This is a genomic window from Tardiphaga sp. 709 (genome assembly GCF_032401055.1).
In the GTDB taxonomy this organism is placed as follows: Bacteria; Pseudomonadota; Alphaproteobacteria; order Rhizobiales; family Xanthobacteraceae; genus Tardiphaga.
On sequence record NZ_CP135529.1, the window covers coordinates 1,809,081 to 1,834,007 of the forward strand.

Genomic DNA, 24,927 nt, shown 5'->3' on the forward strand with positions numbered 1-24,927 from the left:
ATGCAGGAGGGACGCGATCACTGCGCCTTCCATACCGGCTTCGGCACGACGGGCGCACGCGCGCCTTCGTTACCCGACGGGCCGACGCCATAGAACTCGCCGTCCTGCCACTGCCCGACCCACCAGTACTTGGTCGGCATGTTGTTCTCGAGCTTCACCTTGCCGATCACGGTGTCGAAACTGCCGCTCTGCAGATCCTTGATGACCGCAGCGCGATCGACCTTGCCAACCCGCTCGATCGCCTGCTGCAGCATCTGCAGGCCGGCATAGGTGACCGCACTGGCCCAGCGATCCGGCTCGGCACCATTCGCGGCCGACGCCTTGTGCCGCGCCAGATAGTCCTTGATGGCCGGGCTGTCGCCATTCCAGCCGCCGATGCCCATGACGCCTTCGGCATTGGCGCCGAATTTCTGCTTGAACAGCGGGAATGCCGTGCCGACACCGGTGTAGAAGATCTTCGGATTGAAACCGGAGATGCGTGACTGTTCCGTGATCGCGATCGTGTCCGGCGGATAGCTGAAGGCGATGAACACGTCGGGGTTCAGCGCCTTCACCTCGTTGATGATCGGGCTGAGATCCTGCGTGCCGACCGGATAGGTCTTGTCATAGGCGAGCTTGAACTTGGCGGCTGTAAGAGCTGGCCTGGCGGCACCAGAGAGATCGATACCGAAGCCGTCGGCGATGCTGGCCATTGCCACGGTGTCGCCGATCTTGCCTTCGGTGCGCAGCTTCACCAGCAGCTCAACCAGCGTCTTGGCGGCATCGGCGCTGGTGCCGAGCAGCCAGAAACTGTTGGGCCAGCGCTTCGCCAGTTCGGGCGCACGGTCGGTCACCGCCGTCGAGGCGATGTGCGGATAGCCGGCCTTGTTCAGGATCGGGCCAACCGCGAGATTCAGGCCGGTGCCCCAGGGCGGCAGGATGAAATCGACCTTGTCCTGGGTGATCAGCCGCTCCAGCGCCTTGGCGGCTTCCTCGGCGCTCGACCGGTCGTCATACTGGACGACCTCGATTGGGACGCGCTTGTCGCCGAGTTTGAGCCCGCCGGCGGCGTTCACTTCCTTCACCCACAGCTCGTAGTTGGGAATCGTCGTTACCGCGGCGCCGCCGGCGGCGGGGCCCGTGCGCGAGATCGCATAACCGATCTTGACCGACGTCTGGGCCTCGGCTGCGCCGCCCCATCCGACGGCCGCCGCACCGACCACTGCGAGTAGTCCTGCCGCAAGGCGCTTGACTGCTGACACCATGTTATCCTCCCCGAATTCTTTTCACCGACGCCTTGTGGCGTTCGATGGCCGGAGACTAGTCCAGCGTTTGGGGCTGGGAATTGGACGCATCCGGGGAAAGATTGTATTGATCCGTGTAGGCGAGCTATTTCACGCGACGGATTGTCCCAGTGCTCGAGACCGCGCACATCGTTTCAGGTCCCACCGGCTTCGCGGAGAAGCCGCTTCCGGCATTGCATGCGGAAAGATTCGCACCCGGACTGGCGCCGCGCAGCTGGATCATCCGGCAGTCGGTAGCCAGGCGCTCGCACCTGCTGGTGATCGAAACCCGGCGCGGCACCGCCACGATGCGCGGCACCACGGTTGCCATTCAGTCCCCCGGCCTGTTGTGGCTTCCCGGCGATCACGAAGGCACGTTGGAAGTCGAAGCCGGCGCACAAGGCTATCTGATTTCAGTGTCGGACGATGTCCTCACCCGCACCGTCGCCGGCAGTGCCGAGGCGCTGCACCTGCGGCGAACCATCGACCGGCTGGTGCTGCGCGAAGGCGCGCAACTCGCGACGACTTTTGCGGCCGTCACGGAATCCTGCAGCACGCTGGTGCGTGAATTGAATACGCCGGGCCGCGGCAGCGCGACGATGACATCGACGCATGTGTTGTTGCTGTGCCTCCACCTCTGGCGCTCGGTGATTTCGGAGGAAGCCCCCGACGATGCCGCACAGCGCGGCGACGGTCCTCGCCTCGTTGGCAATTTCCTGCAGATGGTCGAACTGCATTATCGCGACGGCTGGCCTATCGCACGCTATGCGGCTGCACTCGGCGTCACTGACGACAAGCTGCACGCACATTGCAAGCGCGAGAAGGGCTACAGCCCGCGCGCCATCGTGCATCAGCGCCTGATCCACGAAGCCTGTATGCGGTTGCGGCAGCTCGATCTGCCAGTCGAGCAGATCGGCTATGGTCTCGGCTTTCGCGATCCCGGCTATTTCAATCGCTTCTTTCGCAAGTATCAAAACGCCTCGCCAGGCGCCTATCGGCGCCGCGTGCGGCTCGATCCAGGTCAGCACGGTCCGTCCTATGCGGCATGGCCGTGACTGTCCCACCGTCGATCAGTGCTGTGTCTCTTTGAAACCTGCGTGATCAATTTGGAACAGCGCGCGTTAAGCATGACTCGATATTGAATCGGGGTCACAACATCCATTTCCGCGCTCTGTTTCAGATGTCACTTCATGACGCCGTTCACTATTCGGCCCAAAGCGGGGTGAAAGGTGCCTACGAGATCGTCATCGACGTAGGATCGCACCCATAAGACGCATGCGACGGCGCCAATTACCGACTCCAGGTGGAGCGGAATACTACTTGGCGCGGCAGGGCTGCATTTGCTCGACTGTGTCCGAGTGTTTCCGCCGATATGCCTTATCGCGAAGGTGAAAATCTTAGACGTTGTGCTGGTGACAAAAGCCTGCGAAAGCAGGATATTGATGAAATTGCGACTTATCAGCGCACCTACGGTATTGGCGTTCACCCGTTTTCATAGTGTCGGCCCATGACCATCGAGATCGTCCAGATCGTCCAGGAGTTGAGTTCAGTCGGCGGCGTTGAGAGCGTGGCCAGCGAACTCGCATGCGCATTCAGCCGCGCCAAGATCGCCAACACAGTTCTTGCCAGCGCCGTCGGCGAAAAGGCAACGCCAGGTACGCGCATCGAGCGGGTCGGCGCTTGGCTTTCGCACATCAAGACGCGCGGCATCCTGCGCTATCTTGGTCGCGCTTTTGTTGTTCCCACCTTCACATTGCTGGCGACGCGCGCCGCCTATCATCATCCCAAAGCCGTCATCATCAGCCACGGCGACAGCCTGACGGGCGACGTGCTTGTCGTACACGCCGTCAATGCGCAGAGCCTCGCCGAAAAGCGCAACGCCGGCTCCTGGTCATGGCTGCTGAATCCCATGCATCTGTGGGTGGCCCTGCGTGATCGCTGGATGATCGGCGGCCTTCGCTATCGCATGTATGTCGCGGTCTCGCCGCGCGTCGCAACCGAACTGCAAGAGATCTACAAGGTACCAGCGTCGCGCATCCGCGTAATCCCCAACGGCATCGACCTCAATCGCTTCGCCCGCGACACCGCGGCCGGTCTCAGGATTCGTGAGGAATTCGGCATCCCCGCAAACGCCAGGCTTCTGCTGTTCGCCGGCCATGAATTTCGCCGCAAGGGTCTGGCGCATGCCATCGGCGCGCTCGAGCGCCTCGGCTCCGATGTCTGGATGCTTGTGGTGGGTTCGGATAATCCCGCGCCCTATCGCAAACTGGCGACAACCTCCGCCGATCGGCTGGTCTTCGCGGGATCCCGCACCGATATGCCGGCCCTCTACGCTGCGGCCGACGCCTTTGTACTGCCGACTGCCTATGAAACTTTCTCGCTGGTCTGCATGGAAGCCATGGCCTGCTCGACGCCGGTGTTTGCGACACCGGTCGGTGGGATCGAGGATTACCTTGTCGACGGCGTGAACGGTTATCAGATCAAGATGGACGGCGCAGACATCGCCGAGAAGATCGCGATGGCATTCTCCGATCCGGCGACACTGGCTCGGCTGTGCGAAGGCGCGCATGCCACAGCACTGAATTACGGTTGGGACTATGTCGGTTCGCGCTACATCGAGCTGCTGGAGCAGGTGCAGGCGTCGAAGAACGAATTTGCGCCGGGCGCCATGGCGGTCGGCGCCTGATCGCAAGCGCCTGCTTAAGGGCGCGGCCGGTCAGCCCCGCGCTTTGCATCGACGGCCTGTTGGCAGGCCGACACCAGCGCATTCGCCACAACCTCGTAAGTGAAACGCGTCAGCACGTTGTCGCGCGCAGCTGCGCCGCGGCCCAGCAACTGCTGCGGGTCGCCAACAAGCCGATCCAGCAGTGTCGCCAGCGCGTCCGGATCGCGCTCGGGAATGATCCAGCCGCCCTTGCCGACAACGTCGGGAATAGCGCCGCCGGTCGAACCGATCACCGGCACGCCGCAAGCCTGCGACTCGACGATCACCCGGCCGAACTGCTCGCGCACGGCGCTGGTAGTGCGTGTCAGCAAGATCATCGCATCGAGGCTCCGCAGAAACGCCGCGACATCTGCCGGCTTGCCCCAGCCCTGAAACGTCACACGATCCGTCAGACCCAGTTCGGCTGCGCGCTGCTTCAGCGCCGCCTCATGCGGACCTTCGCCCATGATTGCCAATGTCACATGTGCCGTGGCGCGCTTCATGGCATCGAGAGCATCGTCAAGACCCTTCTCTTCGACGAGACGTCCGACATAGCCGATACGCAGTCCCCGCCCGGACGCAATCGGCGCCTGGCGCTCGCCGGTCTGATTGAAGGTCGCGAGATCGACACCATAGCCAATCGGCGACACTGGCCCCGCATAACCGCGCGCACGGACGACTGCTGTCGCCTCCGGACTGCGCGAGAGAATATGGTCGGTATTCCGCAGCACGTCCTTGCGGATAAACTCGAATGGCGGAGGCAAGCGCTTGAGGATGTTCTGATCGACTTCCAGGACCATCGCGGCGCGGCCCTTGAGGATGCGCGCCTGCATCGCGACGACGCTCCACGGCTCTTCCCAGAGATGGATCACATCCGGATCGACCTCACGGATGAGACGCCGCAAGCCCGGATAAAAATGCAGGTACCAGCTCATCGGGCCCGCACGCGGCAGGCGGATCGGCATGACATGCACGGTCATGCCGGGATCATCGGACGGATCTGCAATAATCGTACGGCCGAACTGATACCAGGTAGCCGGGACGACGAGATGCATATCGACGTCATCGCGTCCGACGAGTGGGTAGTATCGCAGACGCCCCGCATCGCGGCTGACGGCGGAATGTGCAATCGAGAGGACCTTGAGACGACGACTGCTAGACACGCCCCGTCATCCTCGCGGCCACACCCGTCAGGCCAGACAGATGGAGCTCCATGGTCGCGAGACTACGATCCGAACCATTGATCGTGCAGCGTGGCAGGTTGTAGGCATCCTGGCCATTGCGCACGAGGCCCTTGCGGGTCGTCGCTGCACTCGCATAACCGGCATCACGCGCGATCGCGAAATCGCGCGGACCGCAATCGCCCGAACGTCCATAGGGAAATGCGAAATGCCTGGCGGGGATGCCAAGGCGCTCGACCAATCGGTCGCGACCGCCCTTGAGTTCGAAGCGTGCGCCATCGGGCGACAGCGACGAAATGCGGGCATGCGTCACAGTGTGGCCGCCGATCTCCACCAACGGATCGTTGCGTAACTCTTCAAGCATCTCCCAGGTGATCGCGTGCTTCCAGTGCATCGCGTCGATGTCGACACCATTGAGTTCGCAAAATTTCTTGTAAGAAGCCGCAGCTTGCGGACCATCCCAACGGTCTGCAATACGATAGAACGCCGCACGCTTGGCATCAGACGTCGGCACGTCGATCGCACCGTCCTCAAGGATGACCTGGTCGTTGTTGAGCAAGGTATCTTCCAGACCTGCGGCCCATAGCGGAAGCGTACCGTCAGGAATGCCCGTCGTGACAAACAGCGTCACCGGCACATTGTGACGGCGAAACAGCGGGACAATTTCCTCATACGTATCGCGATAGCAATCGTCGACGGAGAAGTTGACGAAGCGATCGTTGGACTTTCCAGCCTTCGAGCGCTGGATCGCTTCTTCCATCGTCACGACATCCCAGCCGCGCCGCTTCAGATGCGACAGGAACTGATCGAGAAAATTCGTATCGAGATAGAAGTCGCGGTTCGGCAGCTTCTCCCAGGCCCGAGCGGAGGCGCCGCGATGAAAGGTCATCAGGCAGCCACGCGTGCCCATGAACATATCGGCAGCCATGCTGATCGGGCGAACCAGCGCTTCGGAAGACGCCATGCGTCGGGCGGCGCTGGATAACAGGTGCTTCATCGAAAAGTCCTCAGACGATCAAGGCACTCTCTAATACAAAAACGCATATCAAAATCACAAGCGCCCCCGGACGCGCGCAAATGCCGCAATGTAGACGCCCGGCATCAGCATCGCGACAGACAGCGCAAGGCAGACCAGATAGGCAAAACCACCGGCGAAAAGCCGCTGCCACGGGCCCGTCAGAACCTCATGAATTTGCCAGCTGAAGAGTGCCATCAGCGCTGCCGGGAAACACGCGAGAAACATCAGGTAGAGCAGCTTGCGCCGGGACCCCAGGACGATCATGACGCCAGCCAGAAGAACGATACCACGGGCGGCTTCACCCAGTCCAAGCAACAAGGTGCCCCATTCATGCGCCGTGGGCAGGTATGAGGTGAGAAGGTTAACTACGATATTAACCAGATAGGCACTGACGATGATGGCAGCGGCCGCAAAGTTCCGGCCTGCACCATTGAGAATGCGGATCAGGATCCAGCCAAGCGTCGCAGCCCATAGGCCAAGTGCGATGCCGCGCAAAGCCTGACTGGTCAGGAACAGCGCCTGCTCGTTGAAGGCGCCGCGCAGAAACACCAGTCGCACGATCTCCGGCGCAAACATCGCGAGAAAGACTGACGCTGGCACTGCGAGTGCGAGAATAGGCCGCGCGATCCCTTCGATCTGCGCGCCGACATCCTTTGGCGGATGACTGGACAGTACCGCGAGCCCGACTGGCTGACTGATCAGCAGCAGCGCGCTTTCGGTCAATGTCCGCGCATAATCCAGCGAGGCCACCGCACCGGTCCCGACCCGCGATGCCAGCAGGCGTTCGATCCAGACATTGGCCTGTTCGGCGACCGGTAGCGCGAGCAGCGGTCGCAGCCGACGGAAGAATTCGCGGCCCGATGCCAGCACCGATGACAGCGACAGGCCCTTGAAGCTGAGCACCCCTTCGCGCCACATCGTGTAGAGGCCCCAGGCGCCGAGTGCGTTGAAGGCAATCGAGAACGACCAGGCCAGTGTATGGAAGTTGCCGGACACAGCGACCAGCGCAATACCCATGAGCACGGCGATGTTCAGGATGCTGGCGCGGATATTCGTCAGGCGCGTCCGGCCGAGTGCGATTTCCCCCGCGGCCAGTACGTTGATCATCGCCGAGGCCGGCATGCCCAGCGCCATGATGCGAATGAAGTCGAGAGTGAGGCTACGCCCCTCCGCCGAAAAGCCGCCGACCAGCGCGTCCACAGCCCGCTCGCCGAGCGCCTGTAGCCCGATCATCAGGATCATAGCGATGCCGGTGATCGCCACCGTCATGGCGCCCAGCCGCTGAGGTCCGTTGCCATCCTTCAGCGCATCCCGGTGCATCGGGATCATCACGGCGGGTACAGTTTCGTTCTGCAGGAAGGCTAGCGGCAGCATCACCGCCGTGATCGCGCCACGAAAACCGTCCGCGACCAGCGAAGCGCCAAGCACTTGCGCCATCAGAATCTCGCGACCGAAGCCCAGCAGTTTGCTGGTCAGCGCACCGCTGATGAGAATGGCTGTAAACTTCCGCGTCGAGTGCCGGGCGCCGCTCATGAGCGCGCCGCTACGGCCCGATCAGGGGCCGTCCGAGAACTCAAATTGCAAACTGAGCAGTCATGCGCGGTCACACGGGCGCTCCCGCGGCCGCTCGCCCGATCAAGTTGGAAACCGTCTGCAGCATCTGATCGACGCTGTAATGCGAGCGCGCTCGCGCTTCGGCATATTGCAACTGGCCCGCCAGTTCAGGCGGGCGCGACATGACCTTGGTGATAGCGGCGGCCAGCGCATCGGCATCCCCTGGCGGCACCAGCGTTCCCGCCTTGCCGACCTCGAGAATATCGGACGCCGCACCGGCATCCGTCGCAATCACAGGCACACCCGCGAGCATGGCTTCGACGAGTGTGCGACCGAAGGGTTCAGGATCAATCGAAGGATGGATCATCGCATCGACGGCGCGCATCAGCCTCGGCACGTCGCCGCGCTGGCCGAGGAAATGCACGCGATCGCCAAGACCGAGATCCGCCACCATCCGGTTGAGCTTCTCGGCATAAGACTCTTCGCCAAACAGCGCAGCCCCCGCAATAATACAGCTGACGCCCGGCGTCTTTGCGAGAGCCTGCAACACGATATGCTGCCCCTTCCAGGCCGCGAGGCGACTGAAGACGCCGACGAGCGGTCCTTCGGGCAATTTCAACTCGCGCCTGATCTCGAGCGGCGTGCTGGCGTCCGGTGGCACATCAAGGCCGTTGGGCACGATCGCGACCAGCTCCTTGCGGCCGCCTTGCGCAATGAAGGCATCTGCAGCAGCTTGCGAAGGAACGACCACCTTTGCCGTACAATAATTCGCCAGCGCCACCTGCACGCGGCGCTGCGTGGCGCCGAAATGCTCACTGCTGATGATATCGTGCAGGTGCCAGATCAGCGGACGCCGCGCCAGCGTGGCGGCGACAGCCGACAACACAAAGGCCTTCTGCGAATTCGCATAGATGACGTCATGACGGCGCGCTTCGCGCGTCAATTCGGCAATGATGGCCCCGAGCCGACCAATCAGCGGAAAGGCTTTCAGGATCGAGCTGTCGCGCCTGACATCCGAGAGCCCCTCGCCCCAGCGCGACACACGCACCTTCAGGCCCTTGGCTGCAAGCGCCTGATGCAGCGGGCCATCCTCGAACAGGAAGGCCGCCTCGCCCGCCCATGGCTGAACAATATCAATCAGAACGAGCTCAGCGCCGGAGATCGAGCCCGTATGGCAGACAAACAGAACGCTGGGAGCGGGCATCACGTCGCTCCGGCATAAGCATTATTCGAAACCCGGTCTGTGCCGCTCGGCGTATTGGCGTCCGGCATCATGGTGACGGCAATGCCGAAGACGCTGCCGCCCGCGACACGGATCGCGCTGGATGTCGCCACTGCCTGCCCGATCGACGAGCGGCCGGAACGCATGCAGAGCAGCACGCCATCGACCTGCCTGGCCAGCACGCCCAGATCGGTCTGGATGCCCGGCGATGGCGCGTCGATCAGGACAACGTCGTAGATCTGGCTCCAGAGCAGGAGATCACCGAGCGGTTTACGCATCAGCAACTCGGCGGATGCCGAGAACGGCCCAGCAGGAATGACGTCGAGATTAGAGGTCGCGGTGCGGACCACCGCTTCGCGCGGCGTGATGTCGCCGCGCAGAATTCCCTGCAGCCCCATGCTGCTGCGCAAGCCCAGGGCTGTTTCGAACTTCGGCGCGCCGAAATCGCATTCGATCACGAGCACGCTGCGGCCAGCCGTTGCGAGATATTGCGCCAGCGTCAGGGTCAGAAACGTTTTGCCCTCGGCCGTCGTCGGCGACGCGACCAGAATCTTGCGGCGTGTCCTGGCGTCGTTCGACACGAGCAGGCCCGTCGCCAGATCGCGGAGTGCATCCTGATAGTGGCGATCCTGCAGCGCGAGCGGCAGCGCACGCGCCAGCGAGGCGCCTGACTGCGCTATGAGGATCGCACCGATAGGCGATTCCGATGGATCGCGCTTGACGGTCGGCAATCGTGCCAAAACGGGCGCGCCGGTGACGACGGCCAATTCCGATGACGACGTCGGCAGTGGCGGTCCAGGACGCGGCGTCACGGGGGCAGTCGCCTGAACAGGGGCCGGAGCGACCGGTGCGGCGACTGCGACAGGTGCAGCTACGGCGGCAGGCGCGGCTGCACGCACCGGGCGAATAGTTGCAGTCCGCAGCCGGGACAGACCCGCAAGATTGACGCGATCGCCGAAGAAGGCAGCGACGAATGCGAGCAGCAGGCCCAGCGTGCCGCCAGCGGCCAGGAACGGAATTTTCTTCGGGAAAAACGGCTTGGTCGGCAGTTCGGCAAGGCTGACCAGCCGTGTATTGCCGATCAGCACGCGGCGCTCGGTTTCGAGTTCGCTGGCGCGTTTGTAGAGATCGGCATATTGCTGGCGCTTGATCTCGGTGCTGCGCACCATGCTCTCGATCGAGGCCTCGTCCGATGTCGCCGAGCCGACTTCAGACTTCACGGCATCCATCTGCTTTCTGAGCGCGTTCACGAGGGAATCATTGGCGTCGAACGCCTTCTGCGCGCTGGCGGCGATGCTCGCCACTTCCGTGGCCATGCGCTCCTTGATCGCGGACTGCTCCTGCTCCAGCGCACGCAGCGACGGGTGCCGCGGCCCGAGCACATTGGCCTGGCTGGCGAGCTGCGCGGTGACGACCGTGAGCTGCTGCTTGAGATCGGCGATCGAGCGGTTTGACAGCACTGAAGGGGAATCGACAGCGCGCGCCTGATTGGCCTTGATCTCCTGCAAGCGGGCGAGCGCATCGGCACGCGCGGTTTCGGCAGTGGACAATTGCTGGCTGATGCTGCTCAGCCGCTCCGAGCTGATCGGCGCCAGCGATCCGCGCATCAAGCCCTTGTTGCGGCGAAATGCCTGGATCTTGGTATCGGCATCGCGCAACTCTGCATCCAGCTGCTTGGCTTCCTTCCAGAGATAGGACGCGGCAACCTCGCGGCTGCTGGCACCCGATGTCCGCTGCTCGTCGAGAAACGCATTGGTCAGCGCATTCGCCATCTTCTGCGCGACTTCGGGGATCGACGAAGTGTAGGAGATATTGATGACGCGCGAACGTCCAACAGCACCAATCGCGAAATTCCCAGATACGTAGTCGATCAGCGCCGCCGTATCGGTCCGCATCTTTTCGCAGGTGGAGCTGCTGCTTCTGCTCTGACACTCTTCAATCGCGGCATCCGTGACGCCCGGCTGCTGCATGGCGAGCCGCATCACCCGCGGCGAGCGCGCGATCAGCAGCTGGCTTTCGACGTCGGCGGGGTCACCGATTTTTTGCGCCCATGCGGCCGATGCGTTGCTGTTGCTGGGTTCCTGTTCGGCGACGATCACCGAACCTGTGGCGAGATAGCGCACCGGCAGCACGACCAGCGCAATGACCGTCAGGATCATCACGCCGAGAAACACAGCGCCGAACAGGCTACGATTGCGCCAAACCCTGAGCAGCGGGCTCTCGCCCGCCGCGCCATCGGCGGCTTCCGTATTCGTAACGATGGCGCGTTTGGTGAACATGCGCGTCAGACTTTACTACGGGGCGCTGGCACCGCACATCCCCGCGCCGCAACGGTGCTCACCCTGCGCAACCACCCATGACCGACCGCGACACGCATACTGAACCCTTTGTCCCCCGAACCACAAATCCACTGCGGGGAGCAGGTCTACTATCCATTCATTAGGGATGTTTTGGTTAAGGGCGGGTTTAAAATGCCAACCAATACCTTTGCGCTGCCCAATTAGTAAGCTGTTACGCATCTCCCCGGACCGGTGCCACATTAGCGAGCTTAGGTAGGTACGGCAGCTTTGGTTGGGAGCCGGAACCAAATCTCGCAGCGGGGCGTTCCGGAATTGCTGCAACCGGAGTTCCCCGATGAGCCTTCTGAAATGGGCGCTGATCTTCTTTCTGATTTCCGTCGCTGCCGGCCTGTTCGGCTTCACCGGCATCTCCGCCGCCACGGCGGATGTCGCGCGCGTGCTTTTTTATATCTTCCTCGTGATCTGCATCGTTCTGCTGGTATTGGGGATCACGATCTTTCGGGCCTGACGCGCCGGGCGGCGCGTCAATTCCGGAATCTAGTGAATGCCGACACCGACCAGCCGATCGACCAGGGCGCGGTCGGCAGTCAGCACATCCGGCGTGCCGCTCCAGCTGGTACGGCCCCGCTCCATCACCATGACGCTGCTCGCGAAATCCAGCGCGCGTTCGATCTGCTGCTCGACCAGAATGATGGTGACTTCACTAGTGGCGGCCAGCTTCGCCAGCAGTGCCATCAACTCGTCGCAGATCACGGGCGCCAGACCTTCCAGAGGCTCATCGAGCAACAGGATCGAGGGTTTGCCCAGCAGTGTCCGGGCCATCGACAGCATCTGCTGCTCGCCGCCTGACAGCTGCTTGCCGTAATTGCCGCGGCGTTCGCGTAGCCGCGGGAACATCGCATAGGCTTCATCGAGCGCCGACGCCGGCCGGCCCTTCAGCCCGGTGCGCAGATTCTCCTCCACCGTCAGCGAGGCGAAGATGTCGCGGGTCTGCGGCACATAGCCGATACCGAGATCGGCGCGCGCCGAGGTGCGCTTGGCCGTGACGTCCTGGTCGCCAATCCTGATCTCACCGCCATGGCGCGTCGTCAGGCCCATCAACGTCGCCAGCAGTGTGGTCTTGCCCATACCGTTACGGCCGAGCACGGCCAAGCGATCGCCTGCCTTCACCGAGAACGAAATGCCCTCGATGATCCGCGTCGCGCCATAGCCCGCGCTCAGATTCTGGATATCAAGTGGCGCGGCGGGCATCGGCATAGCTCCCCAAATATGCGCGGCGCACTTCGTGATCGGCGGTGACCTGATCAGGCGATCCCTCGAAGATCAACCGCCCGGCAGCCAGCACCAGCACGCGCTTGGCAAACTTGAACACCAGATCCATGTCGTGCTCGATCATCAGCACGGCGATATCATCAGGCAGACGATTGATCGCCTCGAGGATTTTGGGTGCTTCATCATGCGGTACACCGGCGGCAGGCTCGTCGAGCAGGAGCACCTTGGGATGCAGCGCAAGGCCGATGGCGAGCTCGATCAGGCGCTGCTGGCCGTAAGCGAGCTCGACCACCTTGCGATAGGCCAGCCTGTCGAGACCTAGATGGCTAAGAATCTCGCTCCACTCGGCGCGTACCTCCGGCAGCTCCGTCGAGGATGAGAAAAACCGCCGCGAGATGCGCTTGCGCTGCATGATCGCCAGGGCGACATTGTCGGCGACGGTGAGATTGGCGAACAGCCGCGTGGTCTGGAAGGTGCGCACCAGGCCGCGACGCACGCGATCGGGAATGCTGAGGCCGGTGATCTCGTCACCGCCCATGAAGAACTGCCCTTCGCTCGGCGCGATGTCGCCGGTGATCAGATTGACCAGCGTGGTCTTGCCGGCGCCGTTCGGGCCGATCAGCGCGACGCGGTCGCCGGCAGTCAATTTGAAATTGACGTCGCGCGTCACATGTAGACCGCCGAACGAGCACGACACGCCGCGGGCTTCGAGGAGATCGCTCATGCCGCCTCTCCCTTGCGCTTGAAGCGGGAGGCCAGCGACAGCACCGGTTCGATCAGCCCGCGCGGCGCGAACACCACGATCAGGATCAGCAGCAGGCCGACCAGCGTCATCCAGTGGAACGGATTGGCCGCGGCCACGATATGCTCGAAGATCATGAAGATGATCGTCCCCGCCAGCGCGCCCCATAGATGCCCTGCACCGCCAAGCACCAGCATCACCAGAACTTCGGCTGATCGTTCGAAGCTGACGCTGTCGAGACCGACGACGCCGGTGCTGATCGCCGTCAACGCTCCACCGATCCCGGCAACGGCACCAGCGACGCCATACATCGCGACAAGGCGCGGATAGATCGAGACGCCGATCATCCTGGCGCGCAGATCGTCGTCCTTGATGCCACGGCACATCAGACCAAACGGCGAGCGCACGAAACGCTGCAGCAGCACGAAGACAATGACCAGCACGCCCAGCGAGAACAAAAATGCCGTGCGGCTGTACATGTCGAAATTGAAGATGCCGAACACCTTGCCCGGTGTGATGCCTGACAGGCCGTCACTGCCGCCGGTCAGCCACGACAGCTTGTTGGCAAGTGCGGCGACCAATTGCCCCACCGCAATCGACAGCACCAGTTGTGGGAGCCCGCGAAACCGCGTGATCAGCGCACCGGAGATCAGCCCCATGACCGTTCCCGCGAATACACCGATCGCCAGCAACGCGATGGGATCGGTGATGCCACGCACGCAAGCAATGCCGGCGGCATAGGCACCGACGCCGAATTGCGCAGCATGGCCGAGGGTGGCGACGCCGCAATAACCGGTGACCAGATCGAGCGACAGCACCAGGAATGCGATGCCGATCAGCCGCGTCAGGAACGCCAGATCGTCCGGATACAGAAAGTAGCCGATGGCACCAAGCGCGATGATACTCAGCGCACCTGCCGCCTCCTGACCGAAGGGAATGCTGCGCTTGTGCGGAACGTGGGTCGCGACGATCTCGCTCATGCGTGCGACCTGCCAAATAGGCCATGCGGAAACAGGAACACGACGACGATCACCGACAGATAGAAGAAGAAGTCGCCGAACTCCGGCGCGAGATATTTGCCGGTGGTGTCGGCGAGGCCGAGCAGGAGTGACGCCGACAGAGCACCAAGGATCGAGCCTGCGCCGCCGACAGAGACGACGACGAGGAACGTCACCATATAGCGCAGTGCATAGAACGGTTCGATCGGCAGGATCTCCGCGCCGACAACGCCACCGAATGCGCCGAGCCCGATCGCCAGCGCGAAGGTCACTGCATAGATGATTTCGGTGCGGATGCCCAAGGCGTCCGCCATACCACTATGATCGACCGAGGCGCGTAGCTTGATGCCGAACTCCGTCTTCTCGATCAGCAGCCACAGCGCCAGCGCCGTAACCACGCCGCAGGCGATGACAAAGATGCGATGAGTCGGCAGCATGCGGAAACCGATATCGAGTGGACCACTGAGGGTCTGTGGCAGCGGAATCGATTTCAGCGACGGGCCGAAAATGAAATTGACGATGCCGATGATGAAGAACGTGATGCCGATGGTCATCAGCACCTGAATAAGCGGATCGGACTTCCGGTAGATTCGACGATACAGCAGAATCTCGAACGGGATCGAAACGATGATGGTACCGATCACTGCCATCAGGATCGCGACGCTATAATGCACATGCAGGTCGCGGATCGCATAGGAGGCCAGATAGCCGCCAATCATGGCGAAAGCGCCATGTGCGAGGTTCACCACGCGCATCAGCCCCATCATGATGGACAGGCCGATGGAAATGATGAACAGCACCATCCCATAGGCGACGGCGTCGGTCATGATGCTGAAGATGGTACGCATGATTGATCCTATACCGAAGCAGCGACCGAACGCCATTCCGGCGACAGCGGCAAGGCGTCATGGACGACGGCGCCACGCACCATGGTGAGCAGCACCTTCGTCTCTTTCAGAGGGAGGCACTCGGCGGCGAAGGGATCGCGATCGAGGGCGATCAGATCGGCCGCCATGCCCGGCATCAGCGTGCCGCGCCAGTCGTCCTGCTTCATCGCAATGGCGCCACCGACCGTGTAGCTGTGAATGGCTTCGCGGACGCTGACAGCTTCACCCTGCCCGATCGGCGCACCGCTGTCCGAGGCGCGGTTCACGGCATCGGCGATGCCATCCCACGGAGACCACGACCCGGTCGGCGCATCAGAGCTGGCGATGTAAGTGACACCCGCGTCGATTACCGAGCGGCCGGGATAGCAACGATCCGCGCGCGGACCGAAAGCACCGGCAATCGAGCGCCGCATCCGGGTGAGAAAACTCGGCTGGGTGACGACGAGTGCGCCCAATGCCTTCATCCGTGCCAGTCCACCGGCGGGCGGCACGAAGTAATGTTCGATGCGATGCCGGACATCGGCGCGGGGATGTGCCGCCTGCGCCTTCTCATAGGCTTCGATGATGCAGTCGATACCGCGATCGCCGGTACAATGAACGGCAACCTGCCAACCGTCCGCATGGGCCTCCACGATCACGCACTGCAGTTCGGCTTCATCGCGCATGAACATGCCGCGGGATGGCGTATCGAAGAAATCCTCGCTCACCGCCGAAGTCCGCGCTCCGACGATGCCATCGGCGAAATATTTCAGCGTCATGGACTGCCAGTCGGCGTCTCGCGTCGGCACCAACCCACGCGCCGCCGCTTCAGCCGGGTCGAGCTGGTTCATGAAGCCGAGCCGCATTGGCAGCACATCGCCATTCGCGCGGATCTCGTTCCAGATGGCGAATTCATCATCGAAGCCGACGGTGAACCCGACCGCGGCTTCTACGGCAGCAACAAGACCGAACCTAGCGCTATCGGCAATGGTCGCGCGCAGAGCCGTGGTGAGCTCATTGCGATCCATCGGCGGCGCAGCACGGAAAATCAGTTCGGCTGCGCTTTCTTTGGCGCTGCCGTCCAGTCGGCCATCCTCGGAGCGCCCGAACGTGCCGCCTTCCGGATCGGCGGTGGCATCATCGATGCCCAGCAGTCGCAGCGCGGCACTGTTGACGACGGCGACATGACCGCAGAAGCGGCGGATCAGCACCGGATGATCGGGAATGACGCCGTCGATTTCCGCCCGTGTCGGCAGCCGATGCTCCACCACTCCGTTCTCATCGAGGCCCGCACCGTAAACCCATTTATCACATGGAATGGCGCGCGCACGCGCAACCAGCAAATCAAGCACATCGGATATCGTGGGCGCATCGCGCGGCGTCACCGGCACCTGGAGTCGCGCATGGGCGATGGCGAACAGATGAATATGCGCGTCGGTGAGGCCGGGAATGACGGCGGCGCCCGCGAGATCGATCGTCTCGTCGGCGGATGGCGCAACATCCGCTGCACCAATCCAGACCACCTTGCCATCGCTGACGACGATGCTGTCCGCGGGGAATTCATCCCAGGCAGAACGATAGATGCGGGCATTGATCAGTCGAAGCGAGCGCGCGCGGCTGGTCATGTCGAAGGAAATCTCATGTCGCGCGACGATGTCGCAGAAAGAGGGGGATTCCGCAACGAGGCGGAATCCCCGGCATTGCCTACTTCGTGCTCAGCGCCCAGTCCGGCTGATCGGCGAAGGTCTGGCTCTCCTTGTTGATCAGCTTGCCGTCCACCTTCTCCACACTGCGTAGATAGACGTTCTGGCGAATGTGACGCGTGGTGGGATCGATCGACACCGGACCGCGCGGGCTGACCCACTTCATGTCCTTGACGGCGTCGACCGCCTTGGCGGCATCGCGCTTGCCATCGGTGGCCTCGATCATCTTATAGATCAGGCGCGCGCCGTCATAGGCCGCGACCGACGTCATGGTGACTTCGTCGAGGTTGCCGCCGCCCTTCTTGATGGTGGCAAGGAAGGCCGCGTTTTCCTTGGAGTCGTGCGACACCGAATAGTGATAGGTCGAGAGGATACCGATGCCGGCATCGCCGATATTCGGCAGATCCGGCTCGGTGACGACGTCACCGGTCGACATCAGCTTGACACCGCCGGCCTTCAACCCGTTGTCGATATAGGCCTTGACGAAGCCCAGCGTCGGCGGGCCGGATGGCAGGAAGGTGAAGATGGTGTCCGCGCCGGAATCCTTGATGCGCTGCATGATCGGGCTGAAGTCGGTGGTGGCGAGCGGAATGCGAACCGCTTCGACCACCGCGCCGCCCTCACCTTCGAACGTCTTCTTGAATGCCGCTTCAGCATCGACACCCGGACCGTAATCGCTGACCGCGATGGCCACCTTCTTGGCGCCGTTCTTCAACGCAATTTTCGCGGCAGGCACAGTGTTCTGCCACATGGTGAAGGAGGTGCGGACGATATAGGGGCTCTTCTCGACGATCGACGAGGTCGCCGCATTCATCACGATCAGCGGAGTCTTGGATTCTTCCAGCAGCGGCGCGATGGCCATCGCGTTCGGCGTGAAATAGACGCCAGCGAGATATTGCACCTTGTCCTTGACCAGCAATTCCTGCGCCAGTGCCTTCGACTTGGCGGGATTCGGACTCTCTTCATCGCGATAGATGAATTCGACGTCATGCTTGCCTGCTTTGGTGCCATGCTCGGCGACCCAGGCGTCGATGCCCATCTTGAAGTTCTTGCCAAACAGCGCGTAAGGGCCCGACATGGTGCCGATCACGCCGACCTTGATGGTGTCGGCGGAGGCCGTGCCGGTCATCAGGCCGAGAACGGCCAGTGCAAGAATCGATTGGCTGCGTCTGTTCATTGTGATTGTCCCCGTTGGAAAGTTAAGAAAGCTATTCGGCAAACCTGTATTCAATAAACGTGCCGAGATCGGCGCGCCGAAATGACGCGTCAGAACATCTCGAAATATTCGCGCTGCTCCCAGTCGGAGACTTCCGCCTGGAAGCGATCGATCTCGGCATTCTTGATGTGGGTATAATAGTCGACCATCGTCGCCCCCATCTTCTCGCGGAAGAACGGATCTTCCTTGAGCGCAAAGGTCGCCTCGCGCAGCGACTTCGGCAGCAGATCGGCATTGGTCTCGTAAGGCGTATCGGCTGATGGCCCCGGATCAAGCTTGCGATCGACGCCGTCGAGACCCGACAGGATCTGCGACGACATATAGAGATAGGGATTGGCGGCGGGCTCGCCGACACGGTTTTCGATACGCGTCGCGGAATCGCCGACACCGCCGAGCACACGGAGCATTGCGCCGCGATTATCGCGGCCCCAGATCGCACGATCCGGCGCCAGCGAATAGGAGCGATAGCGCTTGTAGCCGTTGATGGTCGGCGTCGTGAATACGGTTGCCGCGCGCGCATGCGTAAGAAGCCCCGCGAGATAGCCCTGCCCGAACGATGACAGCGGCTGCGTGCCCTCGGTCGGCATGAACGCGTTTGCGCCGGTTGCACGCGATACGATCGACTGATGCAAATGCCAGCCAGACGACACGACGTTCGGAATCTTCGGCCGGCACATGAAGGTGGCGTGATAGCCGTGGCGATGGGCGATCTGCTTCACCGCGCTACGGAACAGCACCATGCTGTCGGCCGGCGTCAGGCCCACCGTCGGCGCGAAAGTGAATTCGCACTGGCTCGGGCCGTATTCGACTTCCACCGAACGTAGCGGAAGGCCAAGCGCGATCACGTCGCGCCGGATGATTTCGAGCACCGGCTCCATCTGGTCGTAGCGCTGCTCGGTGAGATAGTTGTAGCCGTGCGAGAGCAGACTGACCTCCGGCGGATTGCCGGGCTGGCCGGCATCCTCCGGCTTCATGCGGTTATTCTCGACGTTGAAGATATGAAACTCGACTTCAAGACCGGCGACGAAATCGTAGCCACGTGCGCCGAGATCGCCGAGCACCTTCTTGTAGAGGTTGCGCGTCGCGAACGGCACCGGGCGGCCATCGGCGAAATGCACGTCGCACAGAACCCACCCGGTCTCAGGCGCCCAAGGCAGAATACGAAACGTGCTGGGATCGGGAATCATCAGCACGTCGGCCGCGCCCTGCATTTCCGGAATGCCGAAGCCGCCGCCCGCAGTGAACACCGGAAACACCGTCTTGTGCGACGTGTCCTTGGCGAACATGGTCGTGGTGATCGAGCAGCCGCTTTCGAGACAGCGCAATGCCTCGCTGGCGATCAGCGTCTTGCCGCGCAGGATACCGTGCTGATCCGGAAACGACAGCCGGATCACTTCGAGCTTATGCTCTTCGACCATGCTGCGCAGCCGGACGGCTGCTTCTTTCTGCTCCGCGGACCACAAACCGTGACGTTCAACGAAACTCAACGCACTCTCCCGCCGCTGTTCTGATCGATCTTCACTCTGCCGCCGGCAGGTGGATGACATTGGACCCCGGCTCGGTCTGGTCAGCCGGAGCCGCCGCCATCCATGGCGCACCGCGACGACGGGCGACGTCGACTTCCATCCAATAGGTTTCCCAGCCCTTGGTCGGCCCGATGCCGTCCATGGTGCCCGGGCCCTGAATGCTGCGCGCGGTGTCCGCATCGAGCGACATCATCGGCTTCTGGCCGCCGGCAACCTTCTCGATCTCCGCACGCAGCAGCTTGCGATAGGCGATGATCGCCTTGTCGCTGGAGCCGAGATGCTCGCGGGTTCGGTCCTGGATCTTGCCCATCGACTCCACCGCCCACTGATCATGAACATTGATGTCAGCGCCCATGCCGGTATATGTCTCGTGCTTCTGCTCGTGCGGATTGAAGCCGTAGTCGTTGGTCTTGTTCTTGCGCGAGGTGTAGTTCGGCAGCTCGTAAAGTTCGAGCCGCTGGTCGGTCATCTTCTTCTTGTCGACCGGTGTCGTATAACTGGTGAAGATCGCATACCAGTAGCAGTTCTCGTCATCGACCGGCACGTGCCACTGGGTGATCGTCATCTCGGTGCTCATGGGGATGACGAAGCCATGCGGGAATAGCTGGTTGGTGACGCGCACATGGGTGCGCTCGTCGTCGAGCTCGCGCAGCGCGATCAAACGCAGACCGTATTCGGTCGATTCGACGTTGATGATCGGACGATCATACTCGCGTAGGATCTTGGTCATCGGCAGTTCGGTGCCGGCGGATGCGCCGCGGAACTGCTTGCCGTAGGACGCTTTGACGTCCTCGTCCTCAAAGAAGCGATGCAGGAACGACGCATGGGCGGGATCGATGCCGACTTCCAGCGCCTGCAGCCAGTTGCATTCGAACAGGCCCTTGAAGGCGAAGGTGTATTGGCCGGGTGCGGCGAAGCAGTCGATTTCCGGGAATGCCGGCGGCTCGCCCTCGCCCAGATAAGCCCAGAGAATGCCGCCCTTCTCGACCACGGGATAAGCGCGCTGCTTGATGCCGGCGCAGAGCTTCGAAGTCTTCGGTTCGGCCGGCGTCTCCAGGCACTTGCCCTCGACGTCGAACAGCCAGCCATGAAACGCACAGCGCACGCCGCCGCCTTCGAGCCGGCCGAAAGCCAGATCGGCGCCGCGATGCGGACAATCACGATCCAGCAGGCCGTAGCGGCCCTGCTCGTCGCGGAAGAGGACAAAATCTTCGCCGAGCAATTTGACCGGACGGATCGGACGATCCCCTTCGAGCTCATCGACCAGCGCCGCCGGCTGCCAGTACTGGCGCATCAGCTTGCCCGCGGGCGCTTTGGGCCCGATGCGGGTGATCAGGTCGTTCTGCTCTTGGCTCATCATGGCAAGATTTCCTTTTTAACTCTGGCGATGCGCCTTTTAACGCTGAAATACGATCTTGCCGCCGACCATCGTCATATCGGCAGTGATGTCCTTGATCTGGTCGTCCGGCACCGTCATGAAGTCGGCGGAGAGCACCACGAGATCGGCCAGCTTGCCGGCCTCCAGCGTCCCCTTCCGCGTTTCCTCAAACATGTAGCGCGATGCCGCGCTGGTATAGAGACGAAGCGCCTGCTCGCGCCCGATCGCTTCGGACGCGCCGTAGACCTGGCCGGCAGGGTCCTTCCGCGTCACCATGATATACATCGTGAGGAACGGGTTCAGCGGATTGACCGGGAAATCGGTGCCGGCGCCGAGATTGTCCAGTCCCATTTTCTCGATCAGGGTGCGCGTCGGGACCGCACGATCCGCTGTCGGCCTGCCTAGGAAACGCGCGACCGTCGCCGCCTTGTCCCACATGAAGGCGTTCTGGAAATCGATCCGCGCCCCGACGCGGCGCGCCCGCTCCATCTGTTCAGGGCGGATCAGGCTGGCATGGATCAAAACGAAGCGGCGATCCTTGATCGACTTTTCCTTGTCGGCGGCTTCGAACGCATCCAGCACCTGATCGACGCCGAGGTCGCCGACGACATGAACGCCGACCCGCCAGCCGCGATTATTGGCGATCGACACCAGCTGCTTCAGCCGCTCGGGCGTGACCTGCGCGATCCCATGATAATCGTCATGCGAGTCCGGATAGGCCTCGCGCATCATGGCCGTCTTCAGGGTCATGCCGCCGTCATAGAAAATCTTGATGCCGCCGAGCTTCAGCCAATCGTCGCCGAAGCCCGACGTGGCGCCGTTGCCGCTCATGATGGCGTCCCAACCGGCGGAGTCCGCGGGCGGCTCCGGTCGAAACATCGTTCCGACCCGCACTGTCGCATCGCCTGCCAGAGCGAGCTTTTGCAGGATCTGCGTGTCGCGCGCGCTTGTCGCCCCCTCGACGACGCTGGTGATACCGAGGCGGTTGAGCGCGGCCTCGGCGAGACGATATTGCCGCAACTCCTCGTCTTCGGTGTAGGGCGGCACGATGTTCTCGACCAGCGGGATCGCCGTCTCGACCAGCACGCCATTGATGTCGCCGCTTGCGTCGCGCTCGAAAGAGCCGCCGGCTGGATCGGGCGTGCTCTTGCCGATGCCCGCCTTCTGCAACGCCAGCGAATTGGCCATCGCAAAGTGACCGACGGTCCGCAGATAGACCGGATTGTTCGGGGAAACGGTGTCGAGCTCCTGGCGGGTCAGGTAGCGCTTTTCCGCGAGCTGCGACGGCGGATGCCAGCCGCCGGTCGTAATCCATGCGCCGGGCTGTTTCTTCGCAACGAACGCTTTGATGAGCTCAAGCGCGCCGGCCACATCTTTGGCGCCGCCGAGATTGACCACATAGTCACCGAGCCCGGCCGCTTTGAAATGGGCGTGGGTGTCGATTAGGCCGGGGACCACCGACTTGCCGGCGAGGTCGATGACCCGGGTCTGCGGACCCGCGAGCGGCTTGATGGCAGCGTCGCTGCCGACCGCGAGGATCTTGCCGTCGCGGATGGCAAGCGCTTGCGCGATCGTCGATTGGCCGTCGAGGGTGAGGATCTTGCCGCCCGTCAGGACGACCTGAGGGGCGTCCTGGTCAGATTGCTGCGCCACAGCCGGCAAGACCGGGGCACCAACGACGATTGCCCCCGCAATGATGAATTTCGCAACCAGGTGCATCCCGCCGCCCCGCCAAAATGTTCAATAGACGAACGAACGTGCGAATATTAGCGTTGGACTAATTCTAAGCAAGCGAAATTTTGCAGCTTGAATTGATGCGTTAGTGAGCAAATGCAGCAATTCGCGCCCAAAGCATCACCTTGCGCAGAGCGAACACTTGTTCAATATACGGACGCAATTCAGGAGCTGATGATGTCGAAGACTTTGAATTCGCGTACGGATCGGACCCAGGGAGCACACTCGTGAGCGGCCTCGTAATCATCGGCGCCTCTTACGCGGGCGTCCAGGCCGGCATCAGCGCGCGCGAGAAGGGCTATCAGGCGCCGATCCGCATCGTCGCCGATGAAATCCATCTGCCGTATCAGCGCCCACCATTGTCGAAGGCGTTCCTGTCCGGCGATGTGGCGCACAACAGCCTTTTCCTCCGCGGCGAGGACTATTTCAAGACCCAGGGCATCGAGCTTGTGCTGGGCCATCGCGCCATCGGACTCGATCGCGCGGCCGGCCGGATCGCACTGGACGGCGGCGACAGCCTGCCTTTCGATCAGCTTGTCATCGCCACCGGCTCGCGCGCGCGGCGCCTCAGCGTGCCCGGCCATGAGCGCGACGGCATCGTCTATCTGCGCACCCTCGATGACGCGCTGCATCTCAAGCCGCGGCTCGAAGCAGCCAACGACGTCGCCATCGTCGGAGGCGGCTTCATCGGCCTCGAAGTGGCATCGACTGCAGCCAAGGCCGGCAAGAAGGTAACGCTGATCGAGGCGCAGTCGCGCCTGCTGGAGCGCGCGGTATCGCCGCTGATCTCGCAATTCCTTCTGGATAGCCATCGTTCCCATGGTCTCGACATCCGCTTCAACGAATCCGTCGTCGCCATCGAAGGTAGCAGCGCCGTGCATGAGGTCGTCTGCTCCAGCGGCGTGCGCGTGCGCGTCGACCTGATCGTCGCCGGCATTGGCGGCATCGCCAATGACGAGTTGGCCGCGCAGGCCGATATCACCTGCACCAATGGCATCGATGTCGATGAACATGGCCTGACCAGCGCGCCGAACATCTATGCCGCCGGCGACGTCAGCAATCACCACAACGGCTTCGCCGGCCGCCGCGTCAGGCTGGAAGCCGTGCAGAACGCCACCGATCAGGGCAAGGCTGTGGGCGCGATGATCGCCGGCAAGCCGGAAGCCTATGACGCGGTGCCGCGTTTCTGGTCGGATCAATATGACGCCAAGCTGCAGATCGTCGGCCTCTCCGCGCCGACCGACAGCGCGGTGATCCGCGGGTCGATGGATGATGGCAAGTTCTCGGTGTTTTACTATCGCGACGGCAAGCTCACCGCCGTCGACAGTATCAACCGGCCCGGCGACCAGATGATCGCGCGTCGCCTGATCACTGCAGCGCTGTCGCCGACGCCCGAACAGGCCGCCGATCTGTCATTCGATCTGAAAAAATTCGAAGCAGGCAAATAGGGCGGACCAGCGGCTCATGCCCAAGATCAAGCGCCCCGACGACGAACGCGGCAATACCGACTTCATCGAGAGCCTCGATCGGGGCTTGAGGGTGTTCGAACTGTTCGGCGCGCATTCGCGCCCGATGACGCTGAGCGACGTCGCCAAGGCCGCCGATCTGCCACGTGCCACTGCGCGTCGCATCCTGTTTACGCTGGAACGCAAAGGCTATGTGACCAGCGACGGCAAGCTGTTCGCGCTCTCGCCCCGCGTGCTGGCGCTGGCTGGCTCCTATATGACGTCCAATCAGGTCGTGACCATCCTGCAGCCGGTGCTCGACAGCATCTCCAGCGACGCACAGGAAATCTCGTCGCTCGCGGTGCTTGAGGGCCATGAGGTGATCTTCGTCGCCCGCGCCAGCCCGGCGCGCGTGTTCTCGGCCGGCATCGATCTCGGCTACCGGCTGCCCGCGTTCTGCTCGTCGGTGGGCCGCGCCATGTTGGGCAAGTATTCCAACGACGACCTCACCGCAACGCTGAATGCCATGGACCTCGTGGCGATGACGCCGTTCACGGTCATCGACAAGGAGCTGCTGAAGGCCACCATCATCACCGACCGCGAGAAAGGCTACTCGCTGGTCGACCGCGAGGCCGAACCGGGCTTCCGCTCGATCTCCGTGCCGGTGCGGCGCTACGATGGCGCGATCGTCGCCGCCATCAATATGGGCGCCCATGTCGACCGCGTCTCCACCGGCGAAATGATCGACCGCTTCCTGCCGCTGCTGCGCGACGCTGCCGACTCGGTAAAGCCGCTGCTACTTTGAT

At 62.4% G+C, this 24,927-nt stretch carries 20 protein-coding genes; 5 read left to right on the top strand and 15 right to left on the bottom strand.

What is annotated here, in order from left to right; translation table 11 throughout:
- Positions 1-17: 17 nt before the first annotated feature.
- Positions 18-1,244, bottom strand: coding sequence for an amino acid ABC transporter substrate-binding protein (locus RSO67_RS09115; RefSeq protein ID WP_315843219.1), 1,227 nt, complete (start codon positions 1,242-1,244; stop codon positions 18-20).
- Between the two features lie 149 nt (positions 1,245-1,393).
- On the opposite strand from RSO67_RS09115, the gene RSO67_RS09120 reads away from it, so the two are divergent.
- Both RSO67_RS09120 and RSO67_RS09125 read left to right on the top strand, forming a co-directional pair.
- Positions 1,394-2,317, top strand: coding sequence for an AraC family transcriptional regulator (locus RSO67_RS09120; RefSeq protein ID WP_315843220.1), 924 nt, complete (start codon positions 1,394-1,396; stop codon positions 2,315-2,317).
- Between the two features lie 452 nt (positions 2,318-2,769).
- A complete protein-coding gene (locus tag RSO67_RS09125) occupies positions 2,770-3,948 on the top strand; it encodes a glycosyltransferase family 4 protein (protein ID WP_315843221.1) in 1,179 nt (392 codons plus the stop codon).
- Between the two features lie 14 nt (positions 3,949-3,962).
- Here RSO67_RS09125 and RSO67_RS09130 read toward each other — a convergent pair whose 3' ends face one another.
- The 5 genes from RSO67_RS09130 to RSO67_RS09150 all read right to left on the bottom strand — a co-directional run bounded on the left by RSO67_RS09130 (position 3,963) and on the right by RSO67_RS09150 (position 11,220).
- The gene (locus tag RSO67_RS09130) at positions 3,963-5,129 is read right to left on the bottom strand and encodes a glycosyltransferase family 4 protein (protein WP_315843222.1); all 1,167 of its coding nucleotides are present in this window, start codon (positions 5,127-5,129) and stop codon (positions 3,963-3,965) included.
- Positions 5,122-6,144, bottom strand: coding sequence for a polysaccharide deacetylase family protein (locus tag RSO67_RS09135; protein WP_315843223.1), 1,023 nt, complete (start codon positions 6,142-6,144; stop codon positions 5,122-5,124). The genes RSO67_RS09130 and RSO67_RS09135 overlap by 8 nt, the downstream gene beginning before the upstream one ends.
- A gap of 54 nt (positions 6,145-6,198) precedes the next feature.
- Positions 6,199-7,698, bottom strand: coding sequence for a lipid II flippase MurJ (locus RSO67_RS09140; RefSeq protein ID WP_315843224.1), 1,500 nt, complete (start codon positions 7,696-7,698; stop codon positions 6,199-6,201).
- 70 nt (positions 7,699-7,768) lie between these two features.
- Positions 7,769-8,923, bottom strand: a complete 1,155-nt coding sequence (locus tag RSO67_RS09145; protein WP_315843225.1) for a glycosyltransferase family 4 protein — start codon at positions 8,921-8,923, stop codon at positions 7,769-7,771.
- The gene (locus tag RSO67_RS09150) at positions 8,923-11,220 is read right to left on the bottom strand and encodes a polysaccharide biosynthesis tyrosine autokinase (RefSeq protein WP_315843226.1); all 2,298 of its coding nucleotides are present in this window, start codon (positions 11,218-11,220) and stop codon (positions 8,923-8,925) included. Before RSO67_RS09150 ends, RSO67_RS09145 begins: the two co-directional genes overlap by 1 nt.
- A 355-nt stretch (positions 11,221-11,575) precedes the next feature.
- On the opposite strand from RSO67_RS09150, the gene RSO67_RS09155 reads away from it, so the two are divergent.
- Positions 11,576-11,749 (top strand): DUF1328 domain-containing protein, encoded by a 174-nt coding sequence (locus RSO67_RS09155; RefSeq protein WP_089265352.1) that lies wholly within the window; start codon positions 11,576-11,578, stop codon positions 11,747-11,749.
- Between the two features lie 29 nt (positions 11,750-11,778).
- Here RSO67_RS09155 and RSO67_RS09160 read toward each other — a convergent pair whose 3' ends face one another.
- The 9 genes from RSO67_RS09160 to RSO67_RS09200 form a co-directional block, all read right to left on the bottom strand.
- Positions 11,779-12,492 carry an ABC transporter ATP-binding protein gene (locus RSO67_RS09160; RefSeq protein WP_315843227.1) on the bottom strand — a complete coding sequence of 238 codons (714 nt, stop codon included), beginning with the start codon at positions 12,490-12,492 and terminating at the stop codon, positions 11,779-11,781.
- A complete protein-coding gene (locus RSO67_RS09165) occupies positions 12,473-13,237 on the bottom strand; it encodes an ABC transporter ATP-binding protein (RefSeq protein WP_315843228.1) in 765 nt (254 codons plus the stop codon). Before RSO67_RS09165 ends, RSO67_RS09160 begins: the two co-directional genes overlap by 20 nt.
- Positions 13,234-14,235 carry a branched-chain amino acid ABC transporter permease gene (locus RSO67_RS09170; protein ID WP_315843229.1) on the bottom strand — a complete coding sequence of 334 codons (1,002 nt, stop codon included), beginning with the start codon at positions 14,233-14,235 and terminating at the stop codon, positions 13,234-13,236. Before RSO67_RS09170 ends, RSO67_RS09165 begins: the two co-directional genes overlap by 4 nt.
- Positions 14,232-15,101 (bottom strand): branched-chain amino acid ABC transporter permease, encoded by an 870-nt coding sequence (locus tag RSO67_RS09175; protein ID WP_315843230.1) that lies wholly within the window; start codon positions 15,099-15,101, stop codon positions 14,232-14,234. The genes RSO67_RS09170 and RSO67_RS09175 overlap by 4 nt, the downstream gene beginning before the upstream one ends.
- Before the next feature lie 8 nt (positions 15,102-15,109).
- Complete coding sequence (locus RSO67_RS09180; protein WP_315843231.1) at positions 15,110-16,744, bottom strand: amidohydrolase; 1,635 nt, start codon at positions 16,742-16,744, stop codon at positions 15,110-15,112.
- Positions 16,745-16,823: 79 nt separating this feature from the next.
- Positions 16,824-17,999, bottom strand: coding sequence for an ABC transporter substrate-binding protein (locus RSO67_RS09185; protein WP_231079751.1), 1,176 nt, complete (start codon positions 17,997-17,999; stop codon positions 16,824-16,826).
- Between the two features lie 89 nt (positions 18,000-18,088).
- On the bottom strand, positions 18,089-19,525 hold the full coding sequence (locus RSO67_RS09190) for a glutamine synthetase family protein (RefSeq protein WP_315843232.1): 1,437 nt from the start codon (positions 19,523-19,525) through the stop codon (positions 18,089-18,091).
- A 31-nt stretch (positions 19,526-19,556) separates the two neighbouring features.
- Entirely contained in the window at positions 19,557-20,924 is a 1,368-nt protein-coding gene (locus tag RSO67_RS09195) for an aromatic ring-hydroxylating dioxygenase subunit alpha (RefSeq protein WP_315843233.1), read from the bottom strand.
- A gap of 36 nt (positions 20,925-20,960) precedes the next feature.
- Positions 20,961-22,661 (bottom strand): amidohydrolase, encoded by a 1,701-nt coding sequence (locus tag RSO67_RS09200; protein ID WP_315843234.1) that lies wholly within the window; start codon positions 22,659-22,661, stop codon positions 20,961-20,963.
- Positions 22,662-22,903: 242 nt separating this feature from the next.
- Between RSO67_RS09200 and RSO67_RS09205 the strand changes: the two genes are divergently transcribed.
- Both RSO67_RS09205 and RSO67_RS09210 read left to right on the top strand, forming a co-directional pair.
- Entirely contained in the window at positions 22,904-24,124 is a 1,221-nt protein-coding gene (locus RSO67_RS09205) for an FAD-dependent oxidoreductase (RefSeq protein ID WP_315843235.1), read from the top strand.
- Between the two features lie 16 nt (positions 24,125-24,140).
- Positions 24,141-24,926 carry an IclR family transcriptional regulator C-terminal domain-containing protein gene (locus tag RSO67_RS09210; RefSeq protein ID WP_315843236.1) on the top strand — a complete coding sequence of 262 codons (786 nt, stop codon included), beginning with the start codon at positions 24,141-24,143 and terminating at the stop codon, positions 24,924-24,926.
- Position 24,927: the final 1 nt, after the last annotated feature.

Bases quoted from the DNA above. Each gene is read 5' to 3' on its own strand.
- RSO67_RS09115 (WP_315843219.1), bottom strand. From the start codon at position 1,244: ATGGTGTCAGCAGTCAAGCGCCTTGCGGCAGGACTACTCGCAGTGGTC.
- RSO67_RS09125 (WP_315843221.1), top strand. From the start codon at position 2,770: ATGACCATCGAGATCGTCCAGATCGTCCAGGAGTTGAGTTCAGTCGGC.
- RSO67_RS09135 (WP_315843223.1), bottom strand. From the start codon at position 6,144: ATGAAGCACCTGTTATCCAGCGCCGCCCGACGCATGGCGTCTTCCGAA.
- RSO67_RS09140 (WP_315843224.1), bottom strand. From the start codon at position 7,698: ATGAGCGGCGCCCGGCACTCGACGCGGAAGTTTACAGCCATTCTCATC.
- RSO67_RS09145 (WP_315843225.1), bottom strand. From the start codon at position 8,923: ATGCCCGCTCCCAGCGTTCTGTTTGTCTGCCATACGGGCTCGATCTCC.
- RSO67_RS09150 (WP_315843226.1), bottom strand. From the start codon at position 11,220: ATGTTCACCAAACGCGCCATCGTTACGAATACGGAAGCCGCCGATGGC.
- RSO67_RS09155 (WP_089265352.1), top strand. From the start codon at position 11,576: ATGAGCCTTCTGAAATGGGCGCTGATCTTCTTTCTGATTTCCGTCGCT.
- RSO67_RS09160 (WP_315843227.1), bottom strand. From the start codon at position 12,492: ATGCCCGCCGCGCCACTTGATATCCAGAATCTGAGCGCGGGCTATGGC.
- RSO67_RS09165 (WP_315843228.1), bottom strand. From the start codon at position 13,237: ATGAGCGATCTCCTCGAAGCCCGCGGCGTGTCGTGCTCGTTCGGCGGT.
- RSO67_RS09170 (WP_315843229.1), bottom strand. From the start codon at position 14,235: ATGAGCGAGATCGTCGCGACCCACGTTCCGCACAAGCGCAGCATTCCC.
- RSO67_RS09175 (WP_315843230.1), bottom strand. From the start codon at position 15,101: ATGCGTACCATCTTCAGCATCATGACCGACGCCGTCGCCTATGGGATG.
- RSO67_RS09180 (WP_315843231.1), bottom strand. From the start codon at position 16,744: ATGACCAGCCGCGCGCGCTCGCTTCGACTGATCAATGCCCGCATCTAT.
- RSO67_RS09185 (WP_231079751.1), bottom strand. From the start codon at position 17,999: ATGAACAGACGCAGCCAATCGATTCTTGCACTGGCCGTTCTCGGCCTG.
- RSO67_RS09195 (WP_315843233.1), bottom strand. From the start codon at position 20,924: ATGATGAGCCAAGAGCAGAACGACCTGATCACCCGCATCGGGCCCAAA.
- RSO67_RS09200 (WP_315843234.1), bottom strand. From the start codon at position 22,661: ATGCACCTGGTTGCGAAATTCATCATTGCGGGGGCAATCGTCGTTGGT.
- RSO67_RS09210 (WP_315843236.1), top strand. From the start codon at position 24,141: ATGCCCAAGATCAAGCGCCCCGACGACGAACGCGGCAATACCGACTTC.